Source organism: Gilvimarinus sp. 1_MG-2023 (assembly GCF_030548285.1).
Map to the genome: position 1 here is coordinate 137,487 of NZ_JAUOSC010000002.1, position 22,101 is coordinate 159,587.

At 45.1% G+C, this 22,101-nt stretch carries 16 protein-coding genes and 1 pseudogene; all 17 read left to right on the plus strand.

The annotated features are described in order from the left end of the window. The first annotated feature begins 61 nt into the window (after positions 1 to 61). The 17 genes and pseudogenes from Q4563_RS03505 to Q4563_RS03585 all read left to right on the plus strand — a co-directional run bounded on the left by Q4563_RS03505 (position 62) and on the right by Q4563_RS03585 (position 22,101). Positions 62 to 766 (plus strand): 6-hydroxymethylpterin diphosphokinase MptE-like protein, encoded by a 705-nt coding sequence (locus tag Q4563_RS03505; RefSeq protein WP_303603888.1) that lies wholly within the window; start codon positions 62 to 64, stop codon positions 764 to 766. 214 nt (positions 767 to 980) lie between these two features. Further along, complete coding sequence (locus Q4563_RS03510; RefSeq protein ID WP_303603614.1) at positions 981 to 3,431, plus strand: 6-hydroxymethylpterin diphosphokinase MptE-like protein; 2,451 nt, start codon at positions 981 to 983, stop codon at positions 3,429 to 3,431. A gap of 76 nt (positions 3,432 to 3,507) precedes the next feature. Further along, entirely contained in the window at positions 3,508 to 4,266 is a 759-nt protein-coding gene (locus tag Q4563_RS03515; RefSeq protein ID WP_303603615.1) for a sulfotransferase domain-containing protein, read from the plus strand. Further along, the gene (locus tag Q4563_RS03520) at positions 4,256 to 4,978 is read left to right on the plus strand and encodes a sulfotransferase domain-containing protein (RefSeq protein WP_303603616.1); all 723 of its coding nucleotides are present in this window, start codon (positions 4,256 to 4,258) and stop codon (positions 4,976 to 4,978) included. The genes Q4563_RS03515 and Q4563_RS03520 overlap by 11 nt, the downstream gene beginning before the upstream one ends. Positions 4,979 to 5,123: 145 nt before the next feature. Beyond that, the gene (locus Q4563_RS03525; protein ID WP_303603617.1) at positions 5,124 to 6,176 is read left to right on the plus strand and encodes an FkbM family methyltransferase; all 1,053 of its coding nucleotides are present in this window, start codon (positions 5,124 to 5,126) and stop codon (positions 6,174 to 6,176) included. Positions 6,177 to 6,603: 427 nt separating this feature from the next. Further along, positions 6,604 to 7,685, plus strand: a pseudogene (locus tag Q4563_RS03530) (IS3 family transposase); the annotation flags it as partial. Between the two features lie 133 nt (positions 7,686 to 7,818). Next, positions 7,819 to 8,493, plus strand: a complete 675-nt coding sequence (locus tag Q4563_RS03535) for an acylneuraminate cytidylyltransferase family protein (protein ID WP_303603618.1) — start codon at positions 7,819 to 7,821, stop codon at positions 8,491 to 8,493. A 3-nt stretch (positions 8,494 to 8,496) separates the two neighbouring features. Further along, complete coding sequence (locus Q4563_RS03540) at positions 8,497 to 9,261, plus strand: HpcH/HpaI aldolase family protein (protein WP_303603619.1); 765 nt, start codon at positions 8,497 to 8,499, stop codon at positions 9,259 to 9,261. After that, the gene (locus Q4563_RS03545) at positions 9,261 to 10,217 is read left to right on the plus strand and encodes a phosphoglycerate dehydrogenase (RefSeq protein ID WP_303603620.1); all 957 of its coding nucleotides are present in this window, start codon (positions 9,261 to 9,263) and stop codon (positions 10,215 to 10,217) included. The genes Q4563_RS03540 and Q4563_RS03545 overlap by 1 nt, the downstream gene beginning before the upstream one ends. Then, a complete protein-coding gene (locus Q4563_RS03550; RefSeq protein ID WP_303603621.1) occupies positions 10,210 to 10,866 on the plus strand; it encodes an HAD family hydrolase in 657 nt (218 codons plus the stop codon). Before Q4563_RS03545 ends, Q4563_RS03550 begins: the two co-directional genes overlap by 8 nt. Before the next feature lie 51 nt (positions 10,867 to 10,917). Continuing rightward, positions 10,918 to 12,033 carry a GDP-mannose 4,6-dehydratase gene (gene gmd, locus Q4563_RS03555; protein WP_303603622.1) on the plus strand — a complete coding sequence of 372 codons (1,116 nt, stop codon included), beginning with the start codon at positions 10,918 to 10,920 and terminating at the stop codon, positions 12,031 to 12,033. 24 nt (positions 12,034 to 12,057) lie between these two features. Then, positions 12,058 to 13,017, plus strand: coding sequence for a GDP-L-fucose synthase (gene fcl, locus Q4563_RS03560; RefSeq protein WP_303603623.1), 960 nt, complete (start codon positions 12,058 to 12,060; stop codon positions 13,015 to 13,017). A gap of 444 nt (positions 13,018 to 13,461) precedes the next feature. After that, positions 13,462 to 15,192, plus strand: a complete 1,731-nt coding sequence (locus Q4563_RS03565; RefSeq protein ID WP_303603624.1) for a hypothetical protein — start codon at positions 13,462 to 13,464, stop codon at positions 15,190 to 15,192. Positions 15,193 to 15,285: 93 nt separating this feature from the next. Beyond that, the gene (locus Q4563_RS03570) at positions 15,286 to 16,689 is read left to right on the plus strand and encodes a mannose-1-phosphate guanylyltransferase/mannose-6-phosphate isomerase (protein ID WP_303603625.1); all 1,404 of its coding nucleotides are present in this window, start codon (positions 15,286 to 15,288) and stop codon (positions 16,687 to 16,689) included. Between the two features lie 495 nt (positions 16,690 to 17,184). Next, complete coding sequence (locus Q4563_RS03575) at positions 17,185 to 20,229, plus strand: glycosyltransferase (protein ID WP_303603626.1); 3,045 nt, start codon at positions 17,185 to 17,187, stop codon at positions 20,227 to 20,229. A 97-nt stretch (positions 20,230 to 20,326) separates the two neighbouring features. Then, the gene (locus Q4563_RS03580; protein ID WP_303603627.1) at positions 20,327 to 21,253 is read left to right on the plus strand and encodes a GDP-mannose 4,6-dehydratase; all 927 of its coding nucleotides are present in this window, start codon (positions 20,327 to 20,329) and stop codon (positions 21,251 to 21,253) included. Further along, on the plus strand, positions 21,250 to 22,101 hold the full coding sequence (locus Q4563_RS03585; RefSeq protein WP_303603628.1) for an FkbM family methyltransferase: 852 nt from the start codon (positions 21,250 to 21,252) through the stop codon (positions 22,099 to 22,101). Before Q4563_RS03580 ends, Q4563_RS03585 begins: the two co-directional genes overlap by 4 nt.

Here is a 22,101-nt window from a genome sequence, read left to right on the forward strand (position 1 = left end):
TTTTTAAGATGCATCCATTTAGTGAGTTCAAAAGCACTCTTCTAACCCGAGAAATATCTTGATGGGGGCAACCGTGTCCAGATTGGGACTGCTGCAGAACAGGCACGCAGGACAACGATGCGTACTGGTGGCCAACGGCCCTTCACTAAACCACATGGATCTAAGTTTTCTCAAGCGAGAAACCACGATTGGAATGAATAAAATTTACTTGGGATTACGCAAGTTTCGATTTTATCCTCGTTATTACGTATCAGTAAACCACAAGGTTATAGGGCAGTCAGTGAGTGACATCAAAGCACTAAACTGCACCAAATTTCTGGGAAGCGCTGGAGCAAATGGATTATTGAATGAAGACGCATTAACCTATCTGGTCAACACGCAAGCGCCCGGCGCACGCTTTTGCAAAGATTTAGCGCTTGAAGGAATGCATGAAGGCTGGACTGTCACGTATGCAGCTCTACAGGTAGCTTATTACCTTGGGTTTACCACAGTGATCATAATCGGCATGGATCATCGATTTCAATATACCGGCAATCCAAACGAATCGAAAATTATGGAGGGTCCCGACTCCAACCATTTCTGCTCCGATTATTTTGGTCATGGGCAAAACTGGGACAACCCCGATCTGGAAAATTCTGAGGCGTCATACAGGATAGCAAGAGAAGTATACGAAGCTGATGGCCGCCAAGTTATTGATGCGACTATTGGCGGGGCCTGTAATATTTTTGAAAAGGCGGATTACCGAACCATATTTAAATGCAACTAAAGCCTATAGAAGTAGTTACGGCCAATTACTATTGGCACTGTTATTCGAACATCTATGAAGCTGACTGAAGTAGAGAAACAATAGCGCCAGAAAACCAAGAAACCATACAAATTGCGGGCACTTTTTAGTCGAATCAAGTATTTATGATACGTATCAAATGAAATCAATGACGACAGGAAGCCAGTCAACACGTTAAAAACGGCAAATAAATAATATGAAAAAAGTTCAAGCAATGAAGGCACACCAAGAATTGGATCTTCTAAATAAAACCACTTTGGAGCTTGAAGAGATCTACGACCAGACCTTAGATCGATTGCCGTCAAGGGCTCCTATCTATTTGCCAACAGAGAGAATATCACTTGTTGATCGTATCCTCGGTGCTCAGCACGTTCAACAGATTTACCAGAAAGACCTAGACTCTAGCTATCGACCCAAGTTACGCGCTTTACGTGAAAAGTATCGCAATCATAAACGTTGTTTTTTGATCGGAAATGGGCCAAGCCTAAACCAAACTGATTTATCTGTTCTCCGCGATGAGGTGACATTTGCTGTCAACGGATTCTTTCTCAAGCAGCAGCACCTTGACTGGACGCCGACTTTCTACGTTGTAGAAGATCATTTGGTTGCGGAGGATAGGGCTCAAGACCTGAAGCGCCTTACTGGTAGCATTAAATTTTTTCCGGCCTATCTTGGCTATATTTTTGACCCTTCAGATGACACTATTTTTTACAATCACCGGCCAAGAAAAAGTTATCCAGAAGGCTTTGATTTTTCTATGAATGCTGACGAAATAACATATACCGGCTGCACTGTAACTTTCTCTCTAATGCAGCTGGCCGTATACTTGGGGTTTCGTGAAATTTACTTAATTGGTGTCGACGCCAGTTATCAAATTCCGGCGGACGCGAAATCAAATGAAAAATATTCAGTTGGCGTTTTGGATATGCAGTCTGATGATCCAAATCATTTCAATCCCGACTACTTCGGTAAGGGCTACCGTTGGCATGACCCTCAAGTTGAGATGATGGTGCAGGCATATGCTGAAGCCAAGAGAGCTTTAGAAGGAACAGAACAGCGAATCTACAACGCAACAATTGGAGGTCAGCTGGAAATTTTCGAACGACGAAGCTATTTGCAACTGTTTCCACAGGCCCATAACCCAAGTAAAGTGGCTAAGCATAATCAGAAAATTGCAGAAGTGAGTTTTCCGAGACTCCTAGTTATCGATATGACAGCTACCGGCAATGGGAGTGCGACTGGCGAAGTGAAGGCTTCACTATTTGGTGATTGGCCTGCAAGTCGATTCCTTCAAATATCGCAATTCGACAAGAATCATTTAGCACTGACATCTATGAACGGCAAGGGAATGTATCAAAGCTCTTCCGTGCAGGCTACAGAAGCCGAAATCGCAGTTGATTCTTTTAAGCCCGATATAATTATCTACAGGCCAGTTCCAAAGGTACCCAAGCTGCACACCTTTGCCATGGAGACAATACGACAAAGTGATTGCCCTTTGGTGACTTGGTTAATGGACGACTGGCCCCGTGATCTAGAACTTAGCGGTTCAGATGAATGGCAAATTTTAGGCCCCGATCTTTCTGAACTTCTACAACATTCCAAGCTGCGGCTGTCCATTTGCGATGCGATGTCTGATGCATTTTTCCGTCGATACGGCGTTCAATTTCATTCATATGCAAATGGTGTAAACCCTATTGAGTGGCCGCCCCAGCGCCATCACGAAGATAACTGCCTTTTGCTTAGATACTCGGGTGGACTGGCTCCAAATATGAGCCTTGATAGTTTACTCAGAATTGCTAAGTCAGTTGACATATTGGCGCAGCAAGGCCTAAATATTGTCTTAGAGATCAATACTCAGCCTTGGTGGTATAAAGCCAGCAGCCACTTATTCGAGAAATTTAAAAACACGACAATTGCAACTGTGAATCGCACTGCCGAAGAATATCGAAATTGGGTTTCAGGCGCGGACATAACAGTGATCGCTTACAATCACGACCAACTAACACGACGCTATGTCCGCTACTCTATGGCAAATAAAATGCCCGAGTCTCTTGCATCTGGCGCCGTTACTTTCGCTCATGGCCCGCGAGGTATCGCGACTATTGACTATTTGGCCTCTACAAGTGCTGCAGTTGTAGTGGAAGAGCCAACGGAAGATGCTGTCATAACTTCGTTGCGTTCACTGGCGACGAACCCTGGATTACGTAATAAACTGGCGCGTCTCGCTCGGAAAATCGCCTTTGAGAAGCACAATATCAATGACCTGAGAGACGACCTAAGAGGCCAGCTGTTCAAAGTTGCAGTGTCTAGCTCACACGAACCTACCTCCGACTTCCACAGTGATGCATTGACTCAATCGGTTTTCTCAAGAGCCGCAAATAGAAACATTAATCCTGACTCTGCTGAAACTGAGATTACAAATGGATTGTGTCCTGCAAATCTTCAAACAGCAAACAGGTTAACTCGTGATGGATTCTATCGCCGTGCCTTGGAGCAGTATTTAGTGCTCTGGACGAGCGCTAGGGATCAAAATAACCCTATGCTTAGCATTTGCAGGTTTAATGCACTATACGTAGCGCGCAAGCTTGGACTAGGCTCCTTTGAAACAATGGATCAGCTATGTGAAAAAATGAAATCCGAGAAATGATAGTTATCTTAATATGTTAGAACTTGGGGTAAACTTCTTTGTCCTAGTAACTAAATAGAAAAATCGGGGAAAGAACATGAGTAAGTCACACATTGTCACCTTCCATAAATGCGCATCGAACTGGTTTCGACGCCTTTATCGTGCGGCTGCAGATGCCAATGGTGCAAACATCGAAGTGTCGAAACCGAATTCGGCGGCGATCAACACTCCTATTAATCGGGGCTCTGCGAAGACTCTAGCGCTCTATAGAACGGAATCACCTAACCATGTGCTTCCCAAGGTGAATGAGGGCGAGCCGATTATACTTGGCATTCGGGATCCGAAAGATGTTCTAATTTCACAATATTGGTCCTGGAAGCAAACGCACAAGAATAATAGCGCTCAAATTTTAGAAAGCCGGGAAAGATTGAATAGACTTTCCGTTAAGGAAGGGTTATTAATGCTCGTAGAGGAGGAGAGCCTTCCGTACTGCTCGGCTGTTAAAAGTTGGTTACCATTAATTGAGAGCGAAGTTTTGCTGCTTCTCAAATATGAAGACCTGATTGGCAACTTTCAAAAATCAATGATGCATTCACTAGAATTCGCAGAGCTAAAAATATCTGATCGTGAATTGCACCGACTTCACGAAGCTTATTCCTTCCGCAGCATCACAAAGCGGGAGCCCGGTTTAGAAAACACTTCCAGCCATTACCGGAAAGGAGTGCCGGGCGATTGGAAGAATTACTTTGATGAAGACCTCGCTGGCATATTTATAGAAAAGTATGGAGATGTCTGTACGTCTCTTGGGTATGAACTGCCGACTTCGGCAGTTAGGGGCCAAGAATATGAACCCTGAAATTATAATCATCGGATTTCCAAAATGTGGAACAAGTGCATTGATCCGAAGCCTTATGGAAGATCCTCAGATCAGGGTTCTGCGCACACCAGAGGGGGCCATCGAGGTCCCTTGGCCATTGATTTGCGATATCCGCCCTGAAGTGGAGAGGGGCACCATTCTCGCGCACAAATACACGTCTTACGTATATAACCGAAATTCACTCGAATATCTCGTTAAGCTTAATCCCAATAGTTTTATCGTGCTATGTGTCCGAGACCCTGTAAAATCTCTTGTGTCTTGGCATAATATGCATCGCACTATCGCACGGACAGGTAGGCAAAAGCAGCATTTTGCCTGGAAAGAGCGCGACTTTTACTCTGAGTGTGAGCTGACTGAATATTATGAACACTTCGCCTCGCGCAAGCTTCAATACGACCAGCATCTGAAAGCGACACTTAAAGTAGTCCCGAAAGAACGATTGGTTGTGGTATCGCAGGAGAGAATGGCTCAAGACATCCACTCAGTGAGACTATATCTCAAGGCCCTGGCGCTGGGTAAGGTAGGCAGCGCGTCCACCGCATCCGCGCCTGATGGTGACAGGTCCAAACATACCGGTTATGCTGATTCAATCGGTATTGAGCTTGACGTTACTATTTTAAATGAGCTTCATGGTGTACAGAAACGCCTTTGTGAAATCATCAGCAACGATGTAGTTTACAAGTGCATATAAATTCGACAAACACAGAACTAATCGCTAGAGCTAAACGCCACTGCAAGCCTCTCCAAGTAGAGTAAGCAAATCAAGCTGTAAGATGTTGAAATTTACTAATGTAACTTCATGAGAAAATCTGAGCAATAAGAATGTTAGGTGATATATGGACATTAACAATATTAATTACAAATCGAGTGTAACCAAGGCGCTTCTGCCCAATTTAACTGAAAATATATTTGTTGTTGATGTTGGGGCATCAAAAGGTTATCCACGGATTTGGAGGTCATTCCCAGGAAAACTTACCCTACATGGATTCGATCCATTAATTCATGAAGTTGAACGGCTTAACAATGCTGAAAAAAATCCAAACATTAAATACCACGCAGCTTATGTTTTGCCTGTTTCTGTAGATAAATTATCTTCAATTAAAGAAAACACAAAAAGAAAAGATAGAGTATCGGCTCCCGGAGGTAGTGCCTTGGGCGCTAGATTGGCTGCCGTAAAAGTTAAAAAAATGACCGGTTATAACCGAATCAAGGAAGAGTTCAACTCTGGCCAAGAATTGGCCTTTGCAAATCACGGAGTGAGTCTTGATGATTTTTTCAGAGAAACTGGTTATGAAAAAATAGATTTTATTAAGATTGATACTGATGGGCATGATTATCAGGTGTTAACTGGCGCGCAGAAAATATTGTGTGCACAACAGGTACTTGGCTTAGATGTTGAAGTTCGTTTTACGGGTGCTCAGAGAGATGATGCAAATTTATTTCGCAATGTTGATAAAATTCTAGGGGAGGCTGGATTTTCTTTATTTCACTTTGAGAAAAAGCGTTATGCTCGTTCTGCACTTCCCAGACCTTTTTTGAAGAATCGGCCGACTGTTTCTGACTCAGGGCAGATTCGTTGGGCAAATGCAGTTTATCTTCGTGATCTGGGAGACCCAAATCATGAGGCCAAACTGGGAGGCGCTTATAGTTTACAGAAAATATTAAAGATGATATGCCTATTCGATTTATATGATCTCCCTGATTGTGCTGTGGAAGTTGTTCATAAGTACCGTGATATTATAGCCAGCGAGGTTGATCCAGAATCTATATTAAACCTACTAACTCCATCTATTGGCGACCAAAAGCTAACTTACCGCGAATATATGGAGCAATTTAATAGGGCTGTAGAGTATAAGAAATATTACGAATATGGGCGGGAAATAATATAGCGACTAACTGTTATATTTCCGCATCAAATGTTCATTTTCTTTTTAAATGCCCACTTAGGCACAAGGCAAGCCTCCCCGACGGGTATAACAAATAGAATGTCAAGATTCCACTTTCTGATAACTAAATAATTAGGTTACACCTAAAGCTCAAGTGCGCTAAAACTGGTTTTATAGGCACATAATATACAGGAACTTGTAAATTCGGCGCAAATATAGCATTGATGAATATAGGTATATCGAATACCAGACATTTTGGAAAAATATGCCGACTTTCAGGTTTACGCTATCAGATCTAAGGCTAGAGGAGGTTTGACTGTTAGGCGGCCGCGTCAAGACAATGCGAATGGATTTCTTCTGTGTAATCTCCCAATAATCCACTGCGGTTATTAGTAGAAAATTCCATTAAAATAGGATCAAGGAGTTTTCTATGAGAAAGTCACGTTGCAGCGATAGCCAGATACTGGCGATTTTGAAGCAGAATGAGGGCGGAGTATCCGTTCCGGATTTATGCCGTGAGCACGGTATGAGCTCAGCTCAGTTCTACAAGTGGCGGTCGAAGCTCGGCGGTATGGATGCGTCGATGATGAAGCGCCTCAAGGAGCTAGAAGACGAGAATCGGCGCCTCAAGAAGATGTATGCCGAGGAGCGCCTTAAGGCCGAGCTACGACAGTAGGCCCTTGAGGGAAAGCTGTAAAGCCATCTCAACGCAAAGAGATGGCGCAACGCGCGATCGGGAGGCACGGTATCAGTATACGGCTTGCCTGTGCCACTTATAATATCAGTGAGAGCTGTTACCGCTATCAACCAAAGCTAGGGGGTGAGAATGCGTTAGTAGCGGACTGGTTGTTACATTTAACTGAAACCCACAAGCGGTGGGGCTTTGGGCTGTGCTTTCTGTATCTTCGCAATGTGAAGGGATTTGGCTGGAACCACAAACGGGTGTATCGCATCTATCGTGATCTGGAGCTTAATTTACGAATAAAGCCTAGACGCAGGATCAAGCGTGATAAGCCTGATGCGCTGAGTATTCCTACCGCCATCAACCACGTGTGGTCCATGGATTTTATGTCCGACAGCCTGAGCGACGGCAGGAGTTTGCGAACCTTCAATGTGATTGACGATTATAATCGTGAGTGCCTGACGATTGATGTTGACTTATCCATGCCGTCGCTTCGCGTGATTCGGGCGTTGGAGCAAGTGATAGAGTGGCGAGGAAAGCCGGCTGCTTTACGCTGTGATAATGGGCCAGAGTATATTTCTGGGGCTTTGGTTAACTGGGCAAATCAGCATCAGATTACGCTACTTTATATTCAGCCAGGCAAGCCAACTCAGAACGCCTATGTTGAACGTCTTAACTGTACGGCCCGACACGAGTAGCTCGATCTGCATGACTTTGATAGTGTTGAGCACGCACAAGAGCTTGCGACTCAGTGGCAATGGCAGTACAACAATGAACGGCCGAATACCTCAATCGGAGGTGTCCCGCCACGGTGGCTACTAAAAGCCGCATACCCCTCTACTTTTAACGGCTGTTTAAAATGGGGGTCTTACACTCGCATTTGGGTGAGGTTGCTTGCAGTCCGAAAACGATATTTGGTTCCTCACGCAAATGTTACTGAAATAATCAACAGCAGGAAATCGCATGAATATCACTGCACTGTTACCCATGAAAGGGAATTCTGAACGAGTCCCCAACAAAAACATGAAGCCTTTTGGCGGAAAACCACTTTACCATGCTATTTTTAAAACTTTGGCGGCGTCTAGATTTATTGATTTTATTGCGATAAATACTGATAGCGACATTATAGCCGAGGATGCTAGAGAAGCGTTTGGAGAAAAAGTTAAAATTATTGATCGACCTGAAAGCATTCAAGGCGATTTTGTATCAATGAATGACATAATTAAATATGACCTTACTCAGCTTGATAGCACACACTTTATTCAAACTCACAGCACAAACCCGCTGTTACTATCAGACACTCTGGACGAAGGCATTCAATTTTACTTTGACTCCCTCGGCCAAGACTGTGATTCGGTTTTTTCTGTAACTCGCCTTCAAGCTAGATTGTACGACAAGGGATGTAAACCTATTAACCATAACCCCAATGAGCTTCGTCGCACTCAAGACCTTGATCCACTTTTTGAAGAGAACTCTAACTTTTACATTTTTTCAAGAGAGGCCTTTGCGAAAGCGGACGAAAAACGTATCGGCTTAAGACCCAAGCTGTTTGAAGTCAATAAACTAGAAGCCGTTGATATTGACGAGCCAGAAGACTTTGTGTTGGCGGAGCTACTTTATAACGATTTGAGGAAATAAATAATGTCACTAAAAGAAAAGCTTCGTCACTGCGAACTAACCATCGGCTCTTGGTTGATGTTAGGGGATATATCCGCCGTAGAAATACTTAAACACGCAGGGTTTGAATGGTTGGTTATCGACCTAGAACATACCGATATCGACTTTACCCGCGCTAAACACCTTATTAGCGCCATCCAAGCTAACGGCATGCAAGCTCTGGTTCGTGTCAGCAAAAATGAAGAGGTGGTTATTAAGCGTATTTTGGACTTTGGCGCCGACGGCATTATAGTTCCAATGGTATGCAGCAAAGCTGATGCCGAGCAGGCCGTTAGCCTTGCCACCTACCCACCCAAAGGTACCCGAGGTGTAGGCTTGTTTAGAGCTCAACAATATGGGCTGAACTTCAAGGAATACCAAAAGTGGGTTGATGAAGAGCTAGTTATTATTGCCCAGATAGAGCATATAAATGCAGCTAATAATATTAAAGATATTATATCAGTAGAGGGGATTGATGGTGCTATTATTGGCCCTTACGACATGTCGGCCTCTATGGGTGTGCCAGGTGAATACGACCGAGAAGATGTTCAAAGTGCCATCACATCGGTATTTGATGCCTGTAAAACTATGAATAAATCTGTCGGCTTCCATGTCGTCGAAACCGACCCCAGTGTTTTATTGAAGCGCATCAGCCAAGGCTGCAACCTGCTCGCCTACAGCATCGACTACTTTTTTATGCGAGACAAAGCCATGGAGTGCATGCAACAAGTGAAGGCAGGCATAAAATAATGAAGGTGTACATATCAACAGATCCCTTCGGCTCAATCTCCACAGAGCCTATTAACCAGCTTAAATACAATGGGTTCGAATACCGCTGCAATAACTTTGGCCGAAAAATAACCTCTGAAGAGTTAGCAAATGACATTAAAGATGCGGATATTTTGATTGCAGGAACTGAAAGCATTACTCAAGATGTGCTTAATAAAGCGCCAAATCTAAAATTAATTTCTCGTGTAGGTATAGGCTTAGATGGCATTGACTTCGACCTATGTCGCAAACGGGGCGTTCGCGTCGCGTACACACCTGACGCCCCTACAATAGCAGTAGCAGAACTTAGCGTCGGCTTAATACTCGACTGTTGCCGTAAAGTCACTGAGACCAACAACAACCTCAAGACTCAGGGTGTATGGCGGCGTCACATGGGGACCTTACTCAATAATCGTACCGTCGGGCTTCTCGGTCTGGGGCGTATTGGTAAAACATTAGTGCATATGCTCGCGGGCTTTAACGTTAATTTTATTGCTCATGACCATAACGCAGATATTGCCTTCTCAAAGCTTTACAATATCACCTTAGCCCCCAAGGTGGATGTACTCAAATACAGTGATATCGTTTCAATGCACCTGCCATTAACAGAGTCAACGCGTGACTATATCACCTATGATGACCTAAGCCTGATGCAAAGACACGCCATTCTCATCAATACCGCCAGAGGAGGCATTGTCAACGAAGAGGCGCTTTATCAAGCTTTGCAGTCTCAAAAAGTTGCGGCCGCTGCGGTAGATGTTTTTTATGATGAGCCATATAGCGGCCCTCTTAAAGAGTTAGACAACTGCATTCTGACTTGCCACATGGGCGCTAGCACAACGTCAAGCCGAGTCGACATGGAAATTCAGGCAGTGCAAGAGGCCATTCGCTTCAGTAAAGCAGGAAAATTAAAAAACGAGGTGTTCGAAAATGTCTGACGCTCTGGCACTCAAACTAATATCTCAATGCTCGACACTAATTTTCGACTTCGACGGTGTCATCCTAGACTCGAACCATATTAAAGAAGAAGGGTTTAGGCATCTTTTTAAAAGCTACGGGGAAGATAATACTCGGAAAATTGTGGAGTACCACAGAGCGAATGGCGGACTTTCTCGGTATCATAAAATAAGATACTTTTTCAACACATTACTCGGGAAGCCAGTTGACGATGACACTGTAGAGCGACTTGCCAACCAGTTTTCCGAAATCACCATGCGATTGCTCACAGCGCCCGAGCTACGCATTGAAGATACCATACAATTTATCAAACACATGCACTTAAAAAAAAGAATGTTTATTGCTTCCGCCTCAGACGAGCAGGACCTCAAAATCTTATGCAGACATCACGGCATAGAGACCAAGTTTGATGGGATCTTTGGCTCGCCCAAAACAAAGGAAGCTATTGTCAGTGATATAATCAAGAGTCGAGACTCTAATGAGTGCGTCTTAATAGGTGATTCCCTGAACGATATCAATGCAGCTCAACACAATGATATTGCCTTTGTTGGGTATAATAACTATAGCTTAAGTAAAACGTATCCATATATTAACCAATTTGTAGAAGCTTTCAAATTAACACTAGCGTAATACAACAAATTATTTTAGTGGCAATACGAGAAAATCTAAAGCGAGACGGAAATGAAAAAAGCACTAATCACCGGCGTAACAGGACAAGACGGCTCTTATTTGGCTGAGTTTTTGTTAGAAAAAGGTTACGAAGTACACGGTATTAAACGTCGCGCATCTCTTTTCAATACTCAGCGCGTGGATCATATCTACCAAGATCCACATGTAGAGCACCAAAATTTTGTACTGCACTATGGCGATTTAACAGACTCATCCAACCTGACCCGCATCTTGCAAGAAGTTCAGCCAGATGAAGTTTATAACCTAGGTGCTCAGTCACATGTGGCTGTCAGCTTTGAGTCGCCAGAGTACACAGCTGATGTTGATGCAATGGGCACACTGCGTATTCTGGAAGCCATCCGGCTACTAGGCTTGGAGAAGAAAACTAAATTCTACCAAGCTTCAACCTCTGAACTTTACGGTGAAGTGCAAGAAGTCCCCCAAAAAGAGACGACACCATTTTACCCGCGCTCACCCTATGCAGCCGCCAAGCTCTACGCCTACTGGATTACCGTAAACTACCGAGAATCCTACGGTATGTATGCTTGCAACGGCATTTTATTTAACCACGAATCACCCCGGCGCGGCGAAACGTTTGTTACCCGTAAAATCACCCGCGGTTTAGCCAATATTGCCCAGGGCCTGGAAGATTGCTTATATATGGGCAATATGGACGCCCTGCGGGACTGGGGCCACGCCAAAGATTATGTGCGCATGCAATGGATGATGCTGCAGCAAGACCAACCCGAAGACTTCGTGATTGCAACCGGCGTTCAGTATTCAGTGCGCGAGTTTATCTGTTGGTCCGCTAAAGAGCTGGGCATAACCTTGCGATTTGAAGGTGAAGGTGTTGAGGAGCAAGGCATTGTTGAAGCCGTAGAGGGAGACAACGCACCTAACATTAACGTGGGCGATATACTCATAAAAGTTGACCCGCGCTACTTCCGCCCTGCCGAGGTTGACACCTTATTAGGCGACCCGACTAAAGCCAAAAATGTACTTGGCTGGACACCCGAAATCACTGCGCAAGAAATGTGCGCCGAAATGGTGGCCGAAGACCTAAAAGCCGCTAAGCGCCACGCTCTCCTAAAAGAACATGGCTATAACGTGCCAGTATCTGTGGAGTAAGTCACTTTTGTTCGGACTAACACGATGAAAAACATATTTGTTAGCGGCCATAACGGCATGGTCGGCTCAGCTATTGTAAGACAGCTGAAACAACTCGCTGATGTCAATATAATCACTCGCTCACGCACTGATTTAAATTTGCTTGATCAAAGTTCTGTTCAAGCATTTTTCGAGTCAAATGCAATTGACCAGGTGTATATTGCCGCGGCCAAGGTAGGCGGCATTGTCGCCAATAATGAATACCCAGCTGAGTTTATTTACGAAAACTTAATGATCGAGTCAAATATTATTCACTCGGCTCATTTAGTCGGCATTCAGCAGTTATTGTTTTTGGGGTCGTCTTGTATCTACCCCAAAATGGCTGAACAGCCCATGGGAGAAGAAGCCTTGCTTACCGGCACCCTTGAGCCCACTAACGAGCCCTATGCTATTGCCAAAATTGCCGGTATCAAGTTATGCGAAAGTTACAACCGACAGTATGGCCGCGATTACCGCTCGGTAATGCCAACCAATCTATATGGGCCCCATGACAACTTTCACCCTGAAAATAGCCACGTAATACCCGCCTTACTGCGCCGCTTTCACGAAGCGAAAATTCGCGGTGATACCAGTGTAAAAGCCTGGGGCACAGGATCCCCAATGCGCGAATTCTTACACGTTGACGATATGGCCGCGGCCAGTGTGTTTGTTATGAATCTAGATAACAACACCTATCAGCAACATACGCAACCAATGCTAAGCCATATTAACGTTGGTACAGGCGTGGACTGCACGATCAAAGAGCTGACAGAGACCGTCGCCAAAGTTGTGGGTTTTTCAGGCGCGATTCATTGGGATGCATCGAAACCTGACGGCACACCCCGTAAGCTTATGAATGTCACGCGTCTAGGCAAACTCGGCTGGAGCTACTCAATCACCCTGGAAGACGGCCTGCACGACGCTTATAAGTGGTTTTTAAGTAACCAAGACAGTTTCAGAGGTTAATGTTGTATATACAGATCTGACTTGGCTCAAGTCACTGCTTCTTTCCATTATTGACCCGCGGAGCACACCCACACAATGACGTGCACTGGGGCCAGGGGAAGACTCACTGCGAAATACAACTGAAAGCTTAACTCAAATGGGGAGTTTAATGAGGTTCTTACCTTATACCGCCACGCCTGAAGGAGTTGAGTTGAAGCGCCCCTAGCGCAAATGCTACTTCTAACCTTATTTTACATACTGCAGAGTAAGGTCGATGGTAGTTTTCTCCTCTGACGGTTGCGTATAATGAACTTAGAATATAAACATTGAGACAACTGTTGAAAAACGCTCAATTTATTGTGGTTACTATGATGAAATTTAAGTTTATTGGTACTTCTACACCTCTTACTGTATCGCTAATCGCAGTGAGCTTAAATTTCATGTCATCAAGTCAGGAGTATATCCTTGATTGCAATCATTTCTGACAGTTTTCGTTGGCTTTGGTCTCTGGGAGGGAAATTCCTCCGGGTTGCCCCAGCACCCACACTGTTTGTCATACTCGCTACCTTAGTGTCACAAGTGGCTATGCTGCTAGCATCACTTTTACCGTTAAAAGTATTGATTCTTATTGGCTCTGAACGTGTTCCGCGTTATTTTCCCCAAAGTTTTTTGCAGTTTGACCGAGATGTTTTAATTTTATCACTTTGTGTTGCAGCTCCCACTTTCTATTTGACTCACCTGGCGATGGAAAAGTTTATTACCTGGGCTTCAAATATTGGTGCTAAGCGCCTGCTGGCTCAAGGCCAAAAAATCGTTTTATTTGAAAATCAAGATGATCTTGCCGCTTCTAGTTACCGCCGTTATGCAGGAGCCTTAGCAAACACCGTCTTTATTGTTTGCGTTTGGACCACTCTTGGAATTATTTTCCCATCTCTGTGTTTATTGGTAATGAGCTACACAGCATTGTGTATAACAGGCATTGGTCTGGCTCACAGAAGCAGTGAAGCACTTCGTGAGCGTATCAACGAAAACCTAACATCAGTGGTGCCAGTGCTAACGGCATTGGGGTTTTTACTGGCGTTCTTCTTTTTAGTGTTAGAGTTTCTATTCGGGGTGGTACAAGGCTTTATAATTGCAATTATCTCCCTATTAATTACCCGGCAAGCCTTTAATCGAACCAATCGGTTAGTGTCAGCGATCGTCAACCTATATGACAGCCGCCGTAAGTTAAACGCTTTGTTTTTTAAGGGCCACTCCCTAGCTCAAGCTGATGAAAAACAAATGGAGTTTTGGTCACTGTTTATGCCTCAATCCCGTGAGAAATGGGTACGCCAGATTTTACTCGAACAGTTAGCGATAGACGCTGAACGATTAAGTATCAACTGGCATCAAACGGGATTAAACGAGATAGTGGCTTTAGAAATTGATGCGCACAACAATAAAGACGAACTACTAAGCCGTTATTTAGTACGCCTATATGGAAAAAGCCCATCCTTGTTAGCCACCCATGAGGCAACGCTGTTGTTTGACGAATCCAGCGATTACTTGCCTGCCCTACCATTATTAGCTGCCGGACAGCTAAGCAAGTGGCAGTATCACCTCTTTTCCCTACCCGATGAGAGTGTGAATATCGCGCCGGGCAAACTCACCGAGAGCTATCTAACGACCCTGTGGGCCTTTGAGCCACCGGAAGATTTGGCCGCCCGGTACGCACGATCTCACCCAATGCTTTGGCAGCGCCTGGACAAAACAGTTATAGAGCGACTGTATATAGCTGCAAATGAGGAAAGCCGGCCGTTAGTAAGCAGCCTGGAAGAACAACTACCTGATATGCTGGAGACTGTCCGCAACCTACCTTTAGTTGTGGTTAATCCCACTATTAACGCCAACACGCTGATGCAAGATGGTGAAGGTGAGCTACAGGTAACCTTTTGGGGACGCTGGACGCTGGAACCGCTCGGTAGTGGTTGGCCTATCAGCCGAAAAAGCATTGAATTCCTTCCAAACGCCTTGCTGCAAGCGGCCAATCAGCGCCCCGCTTTACAATCGATTGAGGTACAATCGGTTGCTTTGGCAGCTTTATTATTTAAATTTGACTCGCTGTGTAACAACCAGCTCTATCAAGATGCTTTGGCATTAATCCCGTACTTGTTAGACACTGACCAATTAGACACTGTGATGAATGAGCTAAGCTAGCCCAATAACAAACGGTAAACGTCAAAATATAGCGATGCTTACCGTTTTCACAACTTAGATCTTGAATATGTTACCAAGCGAGGAATTGCTTACATGATTTTTCCTGTTGTTCTATCCGGCGGTTCCGGTAGCCGGCTCTGGCCCATGTCCAGAGAGCTTTACCCCAAGCAATTCTTGCCCTTGGTAGGTGAAAACACCCTATTACAGGACACACTACAACGGCTCGAAGGACTTAACCCTAAAGCCCCTATTCTGGTTTGCAACGAAGAGCATCGCTTTTTAGCCGCCGAGCAGCTGCGCCAAATCGGCCAACTTGACCACAATATTATTTTGGAGCCAGCCGGCAGAAACACTGCACCAGCCATTGCGTTGGCTGCATTCACCGCTCTGGAGTCTGACCCCAACGCTGTATTGTTGGTTTTACCGGCCGACCACGTTATAAACGATCCAGACTCCTTTCGCGCCGTGGTCGAAAAAGCCACCAAGGCGGCTCAACAAGGCGATTTGGTGACGTTTGGTATCGTACCAACCTACCCCGAAACAGGTTATGGCTACATTCGGGGTGAGGCTGGCGGTGAGCTAGGCCAAGCCGTAAAACGCTTTGTGGAAAAACCCGACCTGGAAACGGCTAAAACCTACCTGGCTAGCGGAGATTACTACTGGAATAGCGGTATGTTCCTGTTTCGTGCCGATCGCTACCTGGAAGAGCTAAACCAACACCGTCCCGAAATTTTCCAAGCCTGCCAAGCGTCCTTTTCTGCGCCAGAAGAGGATTTAGACTTTGTCCGGGTCAATAAAGAGGACTTTTTACTCTGCCCTTCCGAGTCTGTTGACTACGCCGTGATGGAAAATACAGAGCGGGCCATTGTCTTCCCCCTAGATGCAGGCTGGAGCGATGTTGGCTCGTGGTCATCCATGGCCGATGTCGAAGCGAAGGATGAGCTAGGTAACACCAGTAAAGGGGATGTGATACAACACAACAGCCGCGACACTTATGTATTCGCTGAAAATGCACTGGTCAGCACTGTGGGGCTCGACGGTATTGTCGTGGTGCAAACCAAAGATGCCATTTTAGTGGCCGCCAAAGATCAAGTGCAGGATGTTAAAACCGTGGTTCAATCACTTAAGGCCTCCGGTAGAGATGAGTACCGCTTGCACCGTGATGTGTATCGGCCCTGGGGTAAATATGAGTCCATCGATAGCGGCGACCGGTATCAAGTAAAACGCATCACGGTCAAACCAGGTGAAAAACTGTCCGTACAAATGCACCACCACCGCGCCGAACACTGGATTGTGGTATCTGGCACCGCGAAAGTCACTATCGACAAGAATACAACGTTAGTGACAGAGAATCAGTCAGTCTACATTCCGGTCGGTAGTGTGCATGCACTGGAAAACCCCGGCCAAATTTCTCTGCACCTCATTGAAGTACAAAGTGGAGCCTACCTCGGGGAAGACGATATCGTTCGGTTCGAAGACCGATACGGTCGCAATTGATAGCAGTGCGGGCTATTATTGGCCCGCTCTGCTATCAACAGTGCCAATTTTGACGGCTGAGGAAATTTTCTAAAAATGCCTCATGTCACCTCCCTGAATGTTATTTGGCACCCGAAACTGGTGCCGAACCACGACAAAACCAACCGGGTGTATAAACTGGATATCAGAAATGATCACATGGTTATTGCAACTGGCGATTAGAGTGGCCAAGGCCATCGCTCTGCCTTTCGCCCTTGCGTTAATGAGGTTTTTGTTACGGCGCCCCTATCTGGCTGACCGCACAAAATACTACCTTCGCAAGTATCCAGCGATTTTATCCCATATACGGCAGTTCGCAATCTATAGAGGGCTCATTCTGGGCCCACCCAAACCTGCGCATTTAACCATGGTACCAAGTGAGGTCAGCCCCCAAAATACACTACCGCTAACTCCAAAAGGGCGTGAAATCTATCGAGACCTAAAGACCGTCATCGCCAGAGACAGGGGAAGGCGATAATGCGGATTGTGGTCGATATGCAAGGCGCGCAGGCTAACGACTTCACCCATGGTATTGGGCCTTATGCTCTGGCATTTGCAAAAGCGCTGGTACGTAGTCGCGAAGCGCATGACATTTTTTTGGTGCTGAGTGATTTACGCCCCCACAGCATTCGGACTATTCGATCCGAATTTTACGGGCTTTTACCCCAAGAGAATATCCGTTTATTTGTTACCCCACCCAGGGGGACTATAGATAATACACTCTACAAGCAAATTTCGGAGCTGGCCTATAGTAGTTTTATCGCCAGCTTAAAGCCTGACGCCGTGCACTGCACAGACCTAGAGACTAGCAGAATCAATGCGCTGAAAAATATTAACAGCCCCGGTGGGCGACTCCCTGTAACGGTGTTCAATTGGGCTAATGGTTGTGTTATTAGCACACAGCAAATAAATACTCACGCATACCATTTAAATTTAGAAGTAATAAATTCAAATGACATAGATCAAACCTCAGCCGCTGCATTCGATACCTGGAAAAATCTCACAGAAAACTATCCTTTAACACCAAATAATAAGCCAATAAAGAAGCCTCGTCTGGCCCATGTTTCGCCCCTACCTCCGGAGCGCTCGGGCATTGCCGACTACAGCGCAGATTTACTGCCCGCATTATCCAAGTATTATGAAATTGATGTTGTTACTAATCAGGCCGACATTACCTGCCCGTGGATAAAAGACAACTGCCAAACACTCACCGTAGAAGAGTTTTTAACCGCGGCACCACACTATGATCGCATACTGTATCATTTCGGCAACAATCCGATGCACACCCCATATTTTGAAGCCTTACAGAGGCACCCCGGCATCGTCGTTTTACATGATTTTTTTCTAAGTGGTGCGCAGAAACATCGTGATGCAATAAATCAATCAACAAACGGCTTTTGGAAAGAGCTTTATGCATCCCATGGTTATAATAGTATAAGAAAACGTTTCATCGAAGGAGATGAAGCAACAACCCTTCGATACCCATGCAATTTCGATGTAATTAAAAATTCTTTCGGCACTATCGTGCACTCTAAACATTCGGTTAAGCTTGCAAAAAACTGGTACTACAATACCGATAACATTTCTGTCATCCCTCTGCTTAAGGTAAAACCCGACAACATCAGCAAAAAGCAAGCAAGAAAAGCGCTTGGTATTGCGGAAAATAAATTCTTGGTATGTAGTTTTGGTTTCCTTGGCAAAACCAAACAAAACCACCGACTACTGGAGGCTTGGGAAAGCTCTGAAGATTTCAAAAATGCCATTAATTGCGAGTTGGTTTTTGTAGGCTACGCACATAAAAACACATACAACGATGAACTCAAAATAAAGATCGCCCAGCACACTCAGGCAGGTTCAATACGCATCACTGGCTGGACCGACCCAAAAACCTATCAGCTATATCTCGCGGCGGCTGATCTTGCCGTTCAGCTTCGCACCTCATCCCGTGGCGAAACCTCTGCTGCAGTGCTTGATTGCATGGGTCAGGGAATCGCTACAATCGTTAACGCCAATGGCTCAATGGCCGACTTACCAGGCACAGGGGTTTGTAAACTACCGGATGACTTTTCAAGTGCCGAACTAGTAACCGAGCTAGAGAAGCTATACATCGATACCAACTACCGAAACAATATCGCACTCGCAGCGAAGTCTTTTGTACAGAGCGAGCATGCACCTACCATTTGTGCAGACAAGTATCACTTCACAATAGAGAAACATTATTTAAATAACCACCTGGGTCTTAAACCAATTACCCAGAACCTAGGCAGCATCCTCCCCTCCCTTACTGATGACGATTACCTCTTGCAGTTAGCGGACGCATTATCCTACAACTTACCGGATAAAAAACCCGCTAAATGCTTATATATAGACGTCTCAGCAATACTGCAAAATGACCTAAAAACGGGCATTCAACGGGTTGTTCGCGCATTAACAATAGCGTTACTCGACTGCCCGCCGGAAGGTTACCGCATAGAGCCAGTATATTTAAGTGATGTCAACGGAAAATGGCTCTATCGCCACGCAAGAAATTATACCTTTGGCCTTATAGGCGCGGATGAGAATTTACTGGAGGATGAAATTATCGACGCTCAGGCGGGCGACACTTTTCTAGGCCTCGACTTCGCCTGCGGCCATGTCATTAACGCAGACAATCAGGGGCTGTATCATCAGCTTCAGAACTTAGGTATCAATGTCACATTTGTTGTTTATGATCTACTCCCGATACTGCTTGAACCTATGTTCCCACCCGGCGTTAAAGAAATACACACAGAATGGTTAAAAGTTATAGCAAAGGCCGACACCGCCATTTGTATTTCTAGCACGGTAGCGAACGAATTGCATGATTGGGTTGTAAACAATGTAACAGATAACCGTGAACGCCCTGATATAAGCTGGTTTCACCTTGGCTCTGATATCGACACATCCTGCCCGACGATGGGCCTTCCCAACACTGCCGATAAAGTGCTAGAGCAAATCAACCGCATACCTAGCTTTATTATGGTTGGCACAGTAGAGCCCCGAAAAGGGCATGAGCAAGTGCTTAAAGCATTTGACATATTATGGTCGCAAGAAGTCGATATTAACCTTGTCATCGTAGGTAAGGAGGGTTGGATGATAGACAGCCTAGCTACACGCCTTCGCAACCACCCTGAACAGGGCAAACGCCTTTTTTGGCTGGAATCAATAAGCGATGAGTACCTGCTTAAAACTTACGAGGCGTCTACCTGCTTATTGGCCGCATCACTCGGCGAAGGATTTGGCTTACCACTTATTGAGGCTGCCCAGCACAACAAGCCCATTATTGCTCGCAACATTCCAGTATTTAAAGAGGTTGCCAAAGATCATGCGTTTTATTTTAGCGGTAGTGAGCCCCAAGCTTTAAGCGAGGCGGTTCAGCGGTGGCTCCGGCTATACCAAAACGGAGAACACCCAGCTTCAACCAAACTTCCCTGGCTAACCTGGAGGGAAAGCGCACAGTCACTTAGCCAAATACTTAAACGACATCAAAAAACAGTACGATAACCGTACAGTTAAAACCCCAAGGTTCGCAGAGGCCACAAGCACAGCCAACGTTTGGGCATTTACTGCGTCAGAATAACGTAAGGCAAGCATTTTAAGTATGAAACGAGCATTGATTACCGGGGTGAGCGGATTTACCGGTTACTATTTGCGGCTAGAGCTTGAACAGCAAGGCTGGGAGGTCTGGGGGCTCGGAGCAAGTCAAACAGTACCTGGTTTTTCCGGGCGATACCTGCCAGCCAATCTGCTTGACTCCGACTCACTGGTTCGGGCTGTGCACCACGTTCAGCCTCAGGTGGTCTTTCACTTAGCGGGCATTGCATTTGTGGCCCACAATTCACCGGACGACTTTCACCGTGTCAATGTATTGGGAACAGATAACTTATTGCACGCACTAGCACAGCTGCCCCGCACACCGGAGGCCGTACTACTGGCCAGCAGCGCGAATGTTTATGGCAACAAAACCGCAGGCCAACTGAGTGAGAGCACGCCTTTTAATCCGGTAAATGAATACGCACAGAGCAAAGCAGACATGGAGAGAATGTCCTGCCACTGGCAGGATCACTTACCCTTAACCCAGTTGCGACCGTTTAACTATACCGGCGCCAAGCAGTCGCTAGATTACCTAGTACCCAAAATCGTAGATCATTTTGTACGTAAAAAAAATGTGATTGAGCTGGGTAACCTTGATATATCTAGGGACTTCTCTGATGTGCGCGATGTAGTAAGAGCATATCGATTACTGTCCGAAAAGCGCCCTACCGGTGAAACTGTCAACATTTGTTCTGGACGCTCTCACTCCTTACTAGAGGTGTTAGGCATGGCTCAGGCAATTAGTAATCATGAGTTAGAGGTTCGGGTTAACCCCGCGTTTGTGCGAGCTAATGAGGTAAACACTCTTTACGGGGATACCGACAAGCTGACCCAACTTTTAGGTAGCTGGAACCCCAGACCCATTAAAGAAACCTTGAGTTGGATGATTTCTGAAGCGTCTAATAGCATTCTTGAGAGTCCGGAGGAAAAATGATTAGCTATGCGCAAAACTACGAAGATGTCATTCTGGAAAGGATTTTCAAATCAGTTAAACAAGGGTTCTATGTAGACATCGGCGCCTGCCATCCGGTCTACGACTCAGTGACACACCATTTCTACCTTAAAGACTGGCATGGGATTAATATTGAGCCGCAACCAGAACTATTTTCAGAATTGCAGCATAACCGACCAAGAGACACGAATCTCAATGTTTGTATAGGCTCTGTAAATAGTAAGCAAAACCTTTATATCACCTCTGACGTAGGCACTACCACTTTAGACCCCACACTGGCTAAAAGTTATCAATCCAGCGGGAAAGTCATTGATGAAATAGTTGTTTCAGTTATTACGCTCAATGACTTGTGGCGAAATAATGTTGGGGCCCGTCAAGTAGAATTTCTAAAAATTGACGTTGAGGGTTTAGAGGCCGAAATCCTAAAAAGCGCTGACTTTTCTCTTGTCACCCCCCAAATAATCATTATTGAAGCCGTCCACCCAGAAACGCTTAACCCCACGGAATCTGGATGGGAACATTACTTAAAAGATCATTATATATTTTTCTATTTCGATGGCCTCAACCGATTTTATCGTCGTATAAATTTTCATATTGATGAAAAATATTGCTCAACCCCACCTAATATTTTCGATAACTTTAAAACACATAAAGAGCATCTTTTACAGCAGGCCAACAGCCACCTAAAAGAACAAAGAAAATCAGATTTATCCCGAATAAAAAAACTCAAAAATAGGTTGCTTCGTCACCAGCCAAAAACTGAAAAATTAAAGAATAAATTATTGGCCAGAATATCAAAGATTATAGCTAAGCTTAGACTGCAAAGATAA

Excerpts from the sequence above, each read along its gene's own strand:
- Q4563_RS03505 (WP_303603888.1), top strand. The coding sequence starts at position 62 with ATGGGGGCAACCGTGTCCAGATTGGGACTGCTGCAGAACAGGCACGCA.
- Q4563_RS03510 (WP_303603614.1), top strand. The coding sequence starts at position 981 with ATGAAAAAAGTTCAAGCAATGAAGGCACACCAAGAATTGGATCTTCTA.
- Q4563_RS03515 (WP_303603615.1), top strand. The coding sequence starts at position 3,508 with ATGAGTAAGTCACACATTGTCACCTTCCATAAATGCGCATCGAACTGG.
- Q4563_RS03520 (WP_303603616.1), top strand. The coding sequence starts at position 4,256 with ATGAACCCTGAAATTATAATCATCGGATTTCCAAAATGTGGAACAAGT.
- Q4563_RS03525 (WP_303603617.1), top strand. The coding sequence starts at position 5,124 with ATGGACATTAACAATATTAATTACAAATCGAGTGTAACCAAGGCGCTT.
- Q4563_RS03535 (WP_303603618.1), top strand. The coding sequence starts at position 7,819 with ATGAATATCACTGCACTGTTACCCATGAAAGGGAATTCTGAACGAGTC.
- Q4563_RS03540 (WP_303603619.1), top strand. The coding sequence starts at position 8,497 with ATGTCACTAAAAGAAAAGCTTCGTCACTGCGAACTAACCATCGGCTCT.
- Q4563_RS03545 (WP_303603620.1), top strand. The coding sequence starts at position 9,261 with ATGAAGGTGTACATATCAACAGATCCCTTCGGCTCAATCTCCACAGAG.
- Q4563_RS03550 (WP_303603621.1), top strand. The coding sequence starts at position 10,210 with ATGTCTGACGCTCTGGCACTCAAACTAATATCTCAATGCTCGACACTA.
- gmd (WP_303603622.1), top strand. The coding sequence starts at position 10,918 with ATGAAAAAAGCACTAATCACCGGCGTAACAGGACAAGACGGCTCTTAT.
- fcl (WP_303603623.1), top strand. The coding sequence starts at position 12,058 with ATGAAAAACATATTTGTTAGCGGCCATAACGGCATGGTCGGCTCAGCT.
- Q4563_RS03570 (WP_303603625.1), top strand. The coding sequence starts at position 15,286 with ATGATTTTTCCTGTTGTTCTATCCGGCGGTTCCGGTAGCCGGCTCTGG.
- Q4563_RS03575 (WP_303603626.1), top strand. The coding sequence starts at position 17,185 with ATGCGGATTGTGGTCGATATGCAAGGCGCGCAGGCTAACGACTTCACC.
- Q4563_RS03580 (WP_303603627.1), top strand. The coding sequence starts at position 20,327 with ATGAAACGAGCATTGATTACCGGGGTGAGCGGATTTACCGGTTACTAT.
- Q4563_RS03585 (WP_303603628.1), top strand. The coding sequence starts at position 21,250 with ATGATTAGCTATGCGCAAAACTACGAAGATGTCATTCTGGAAAGGATT.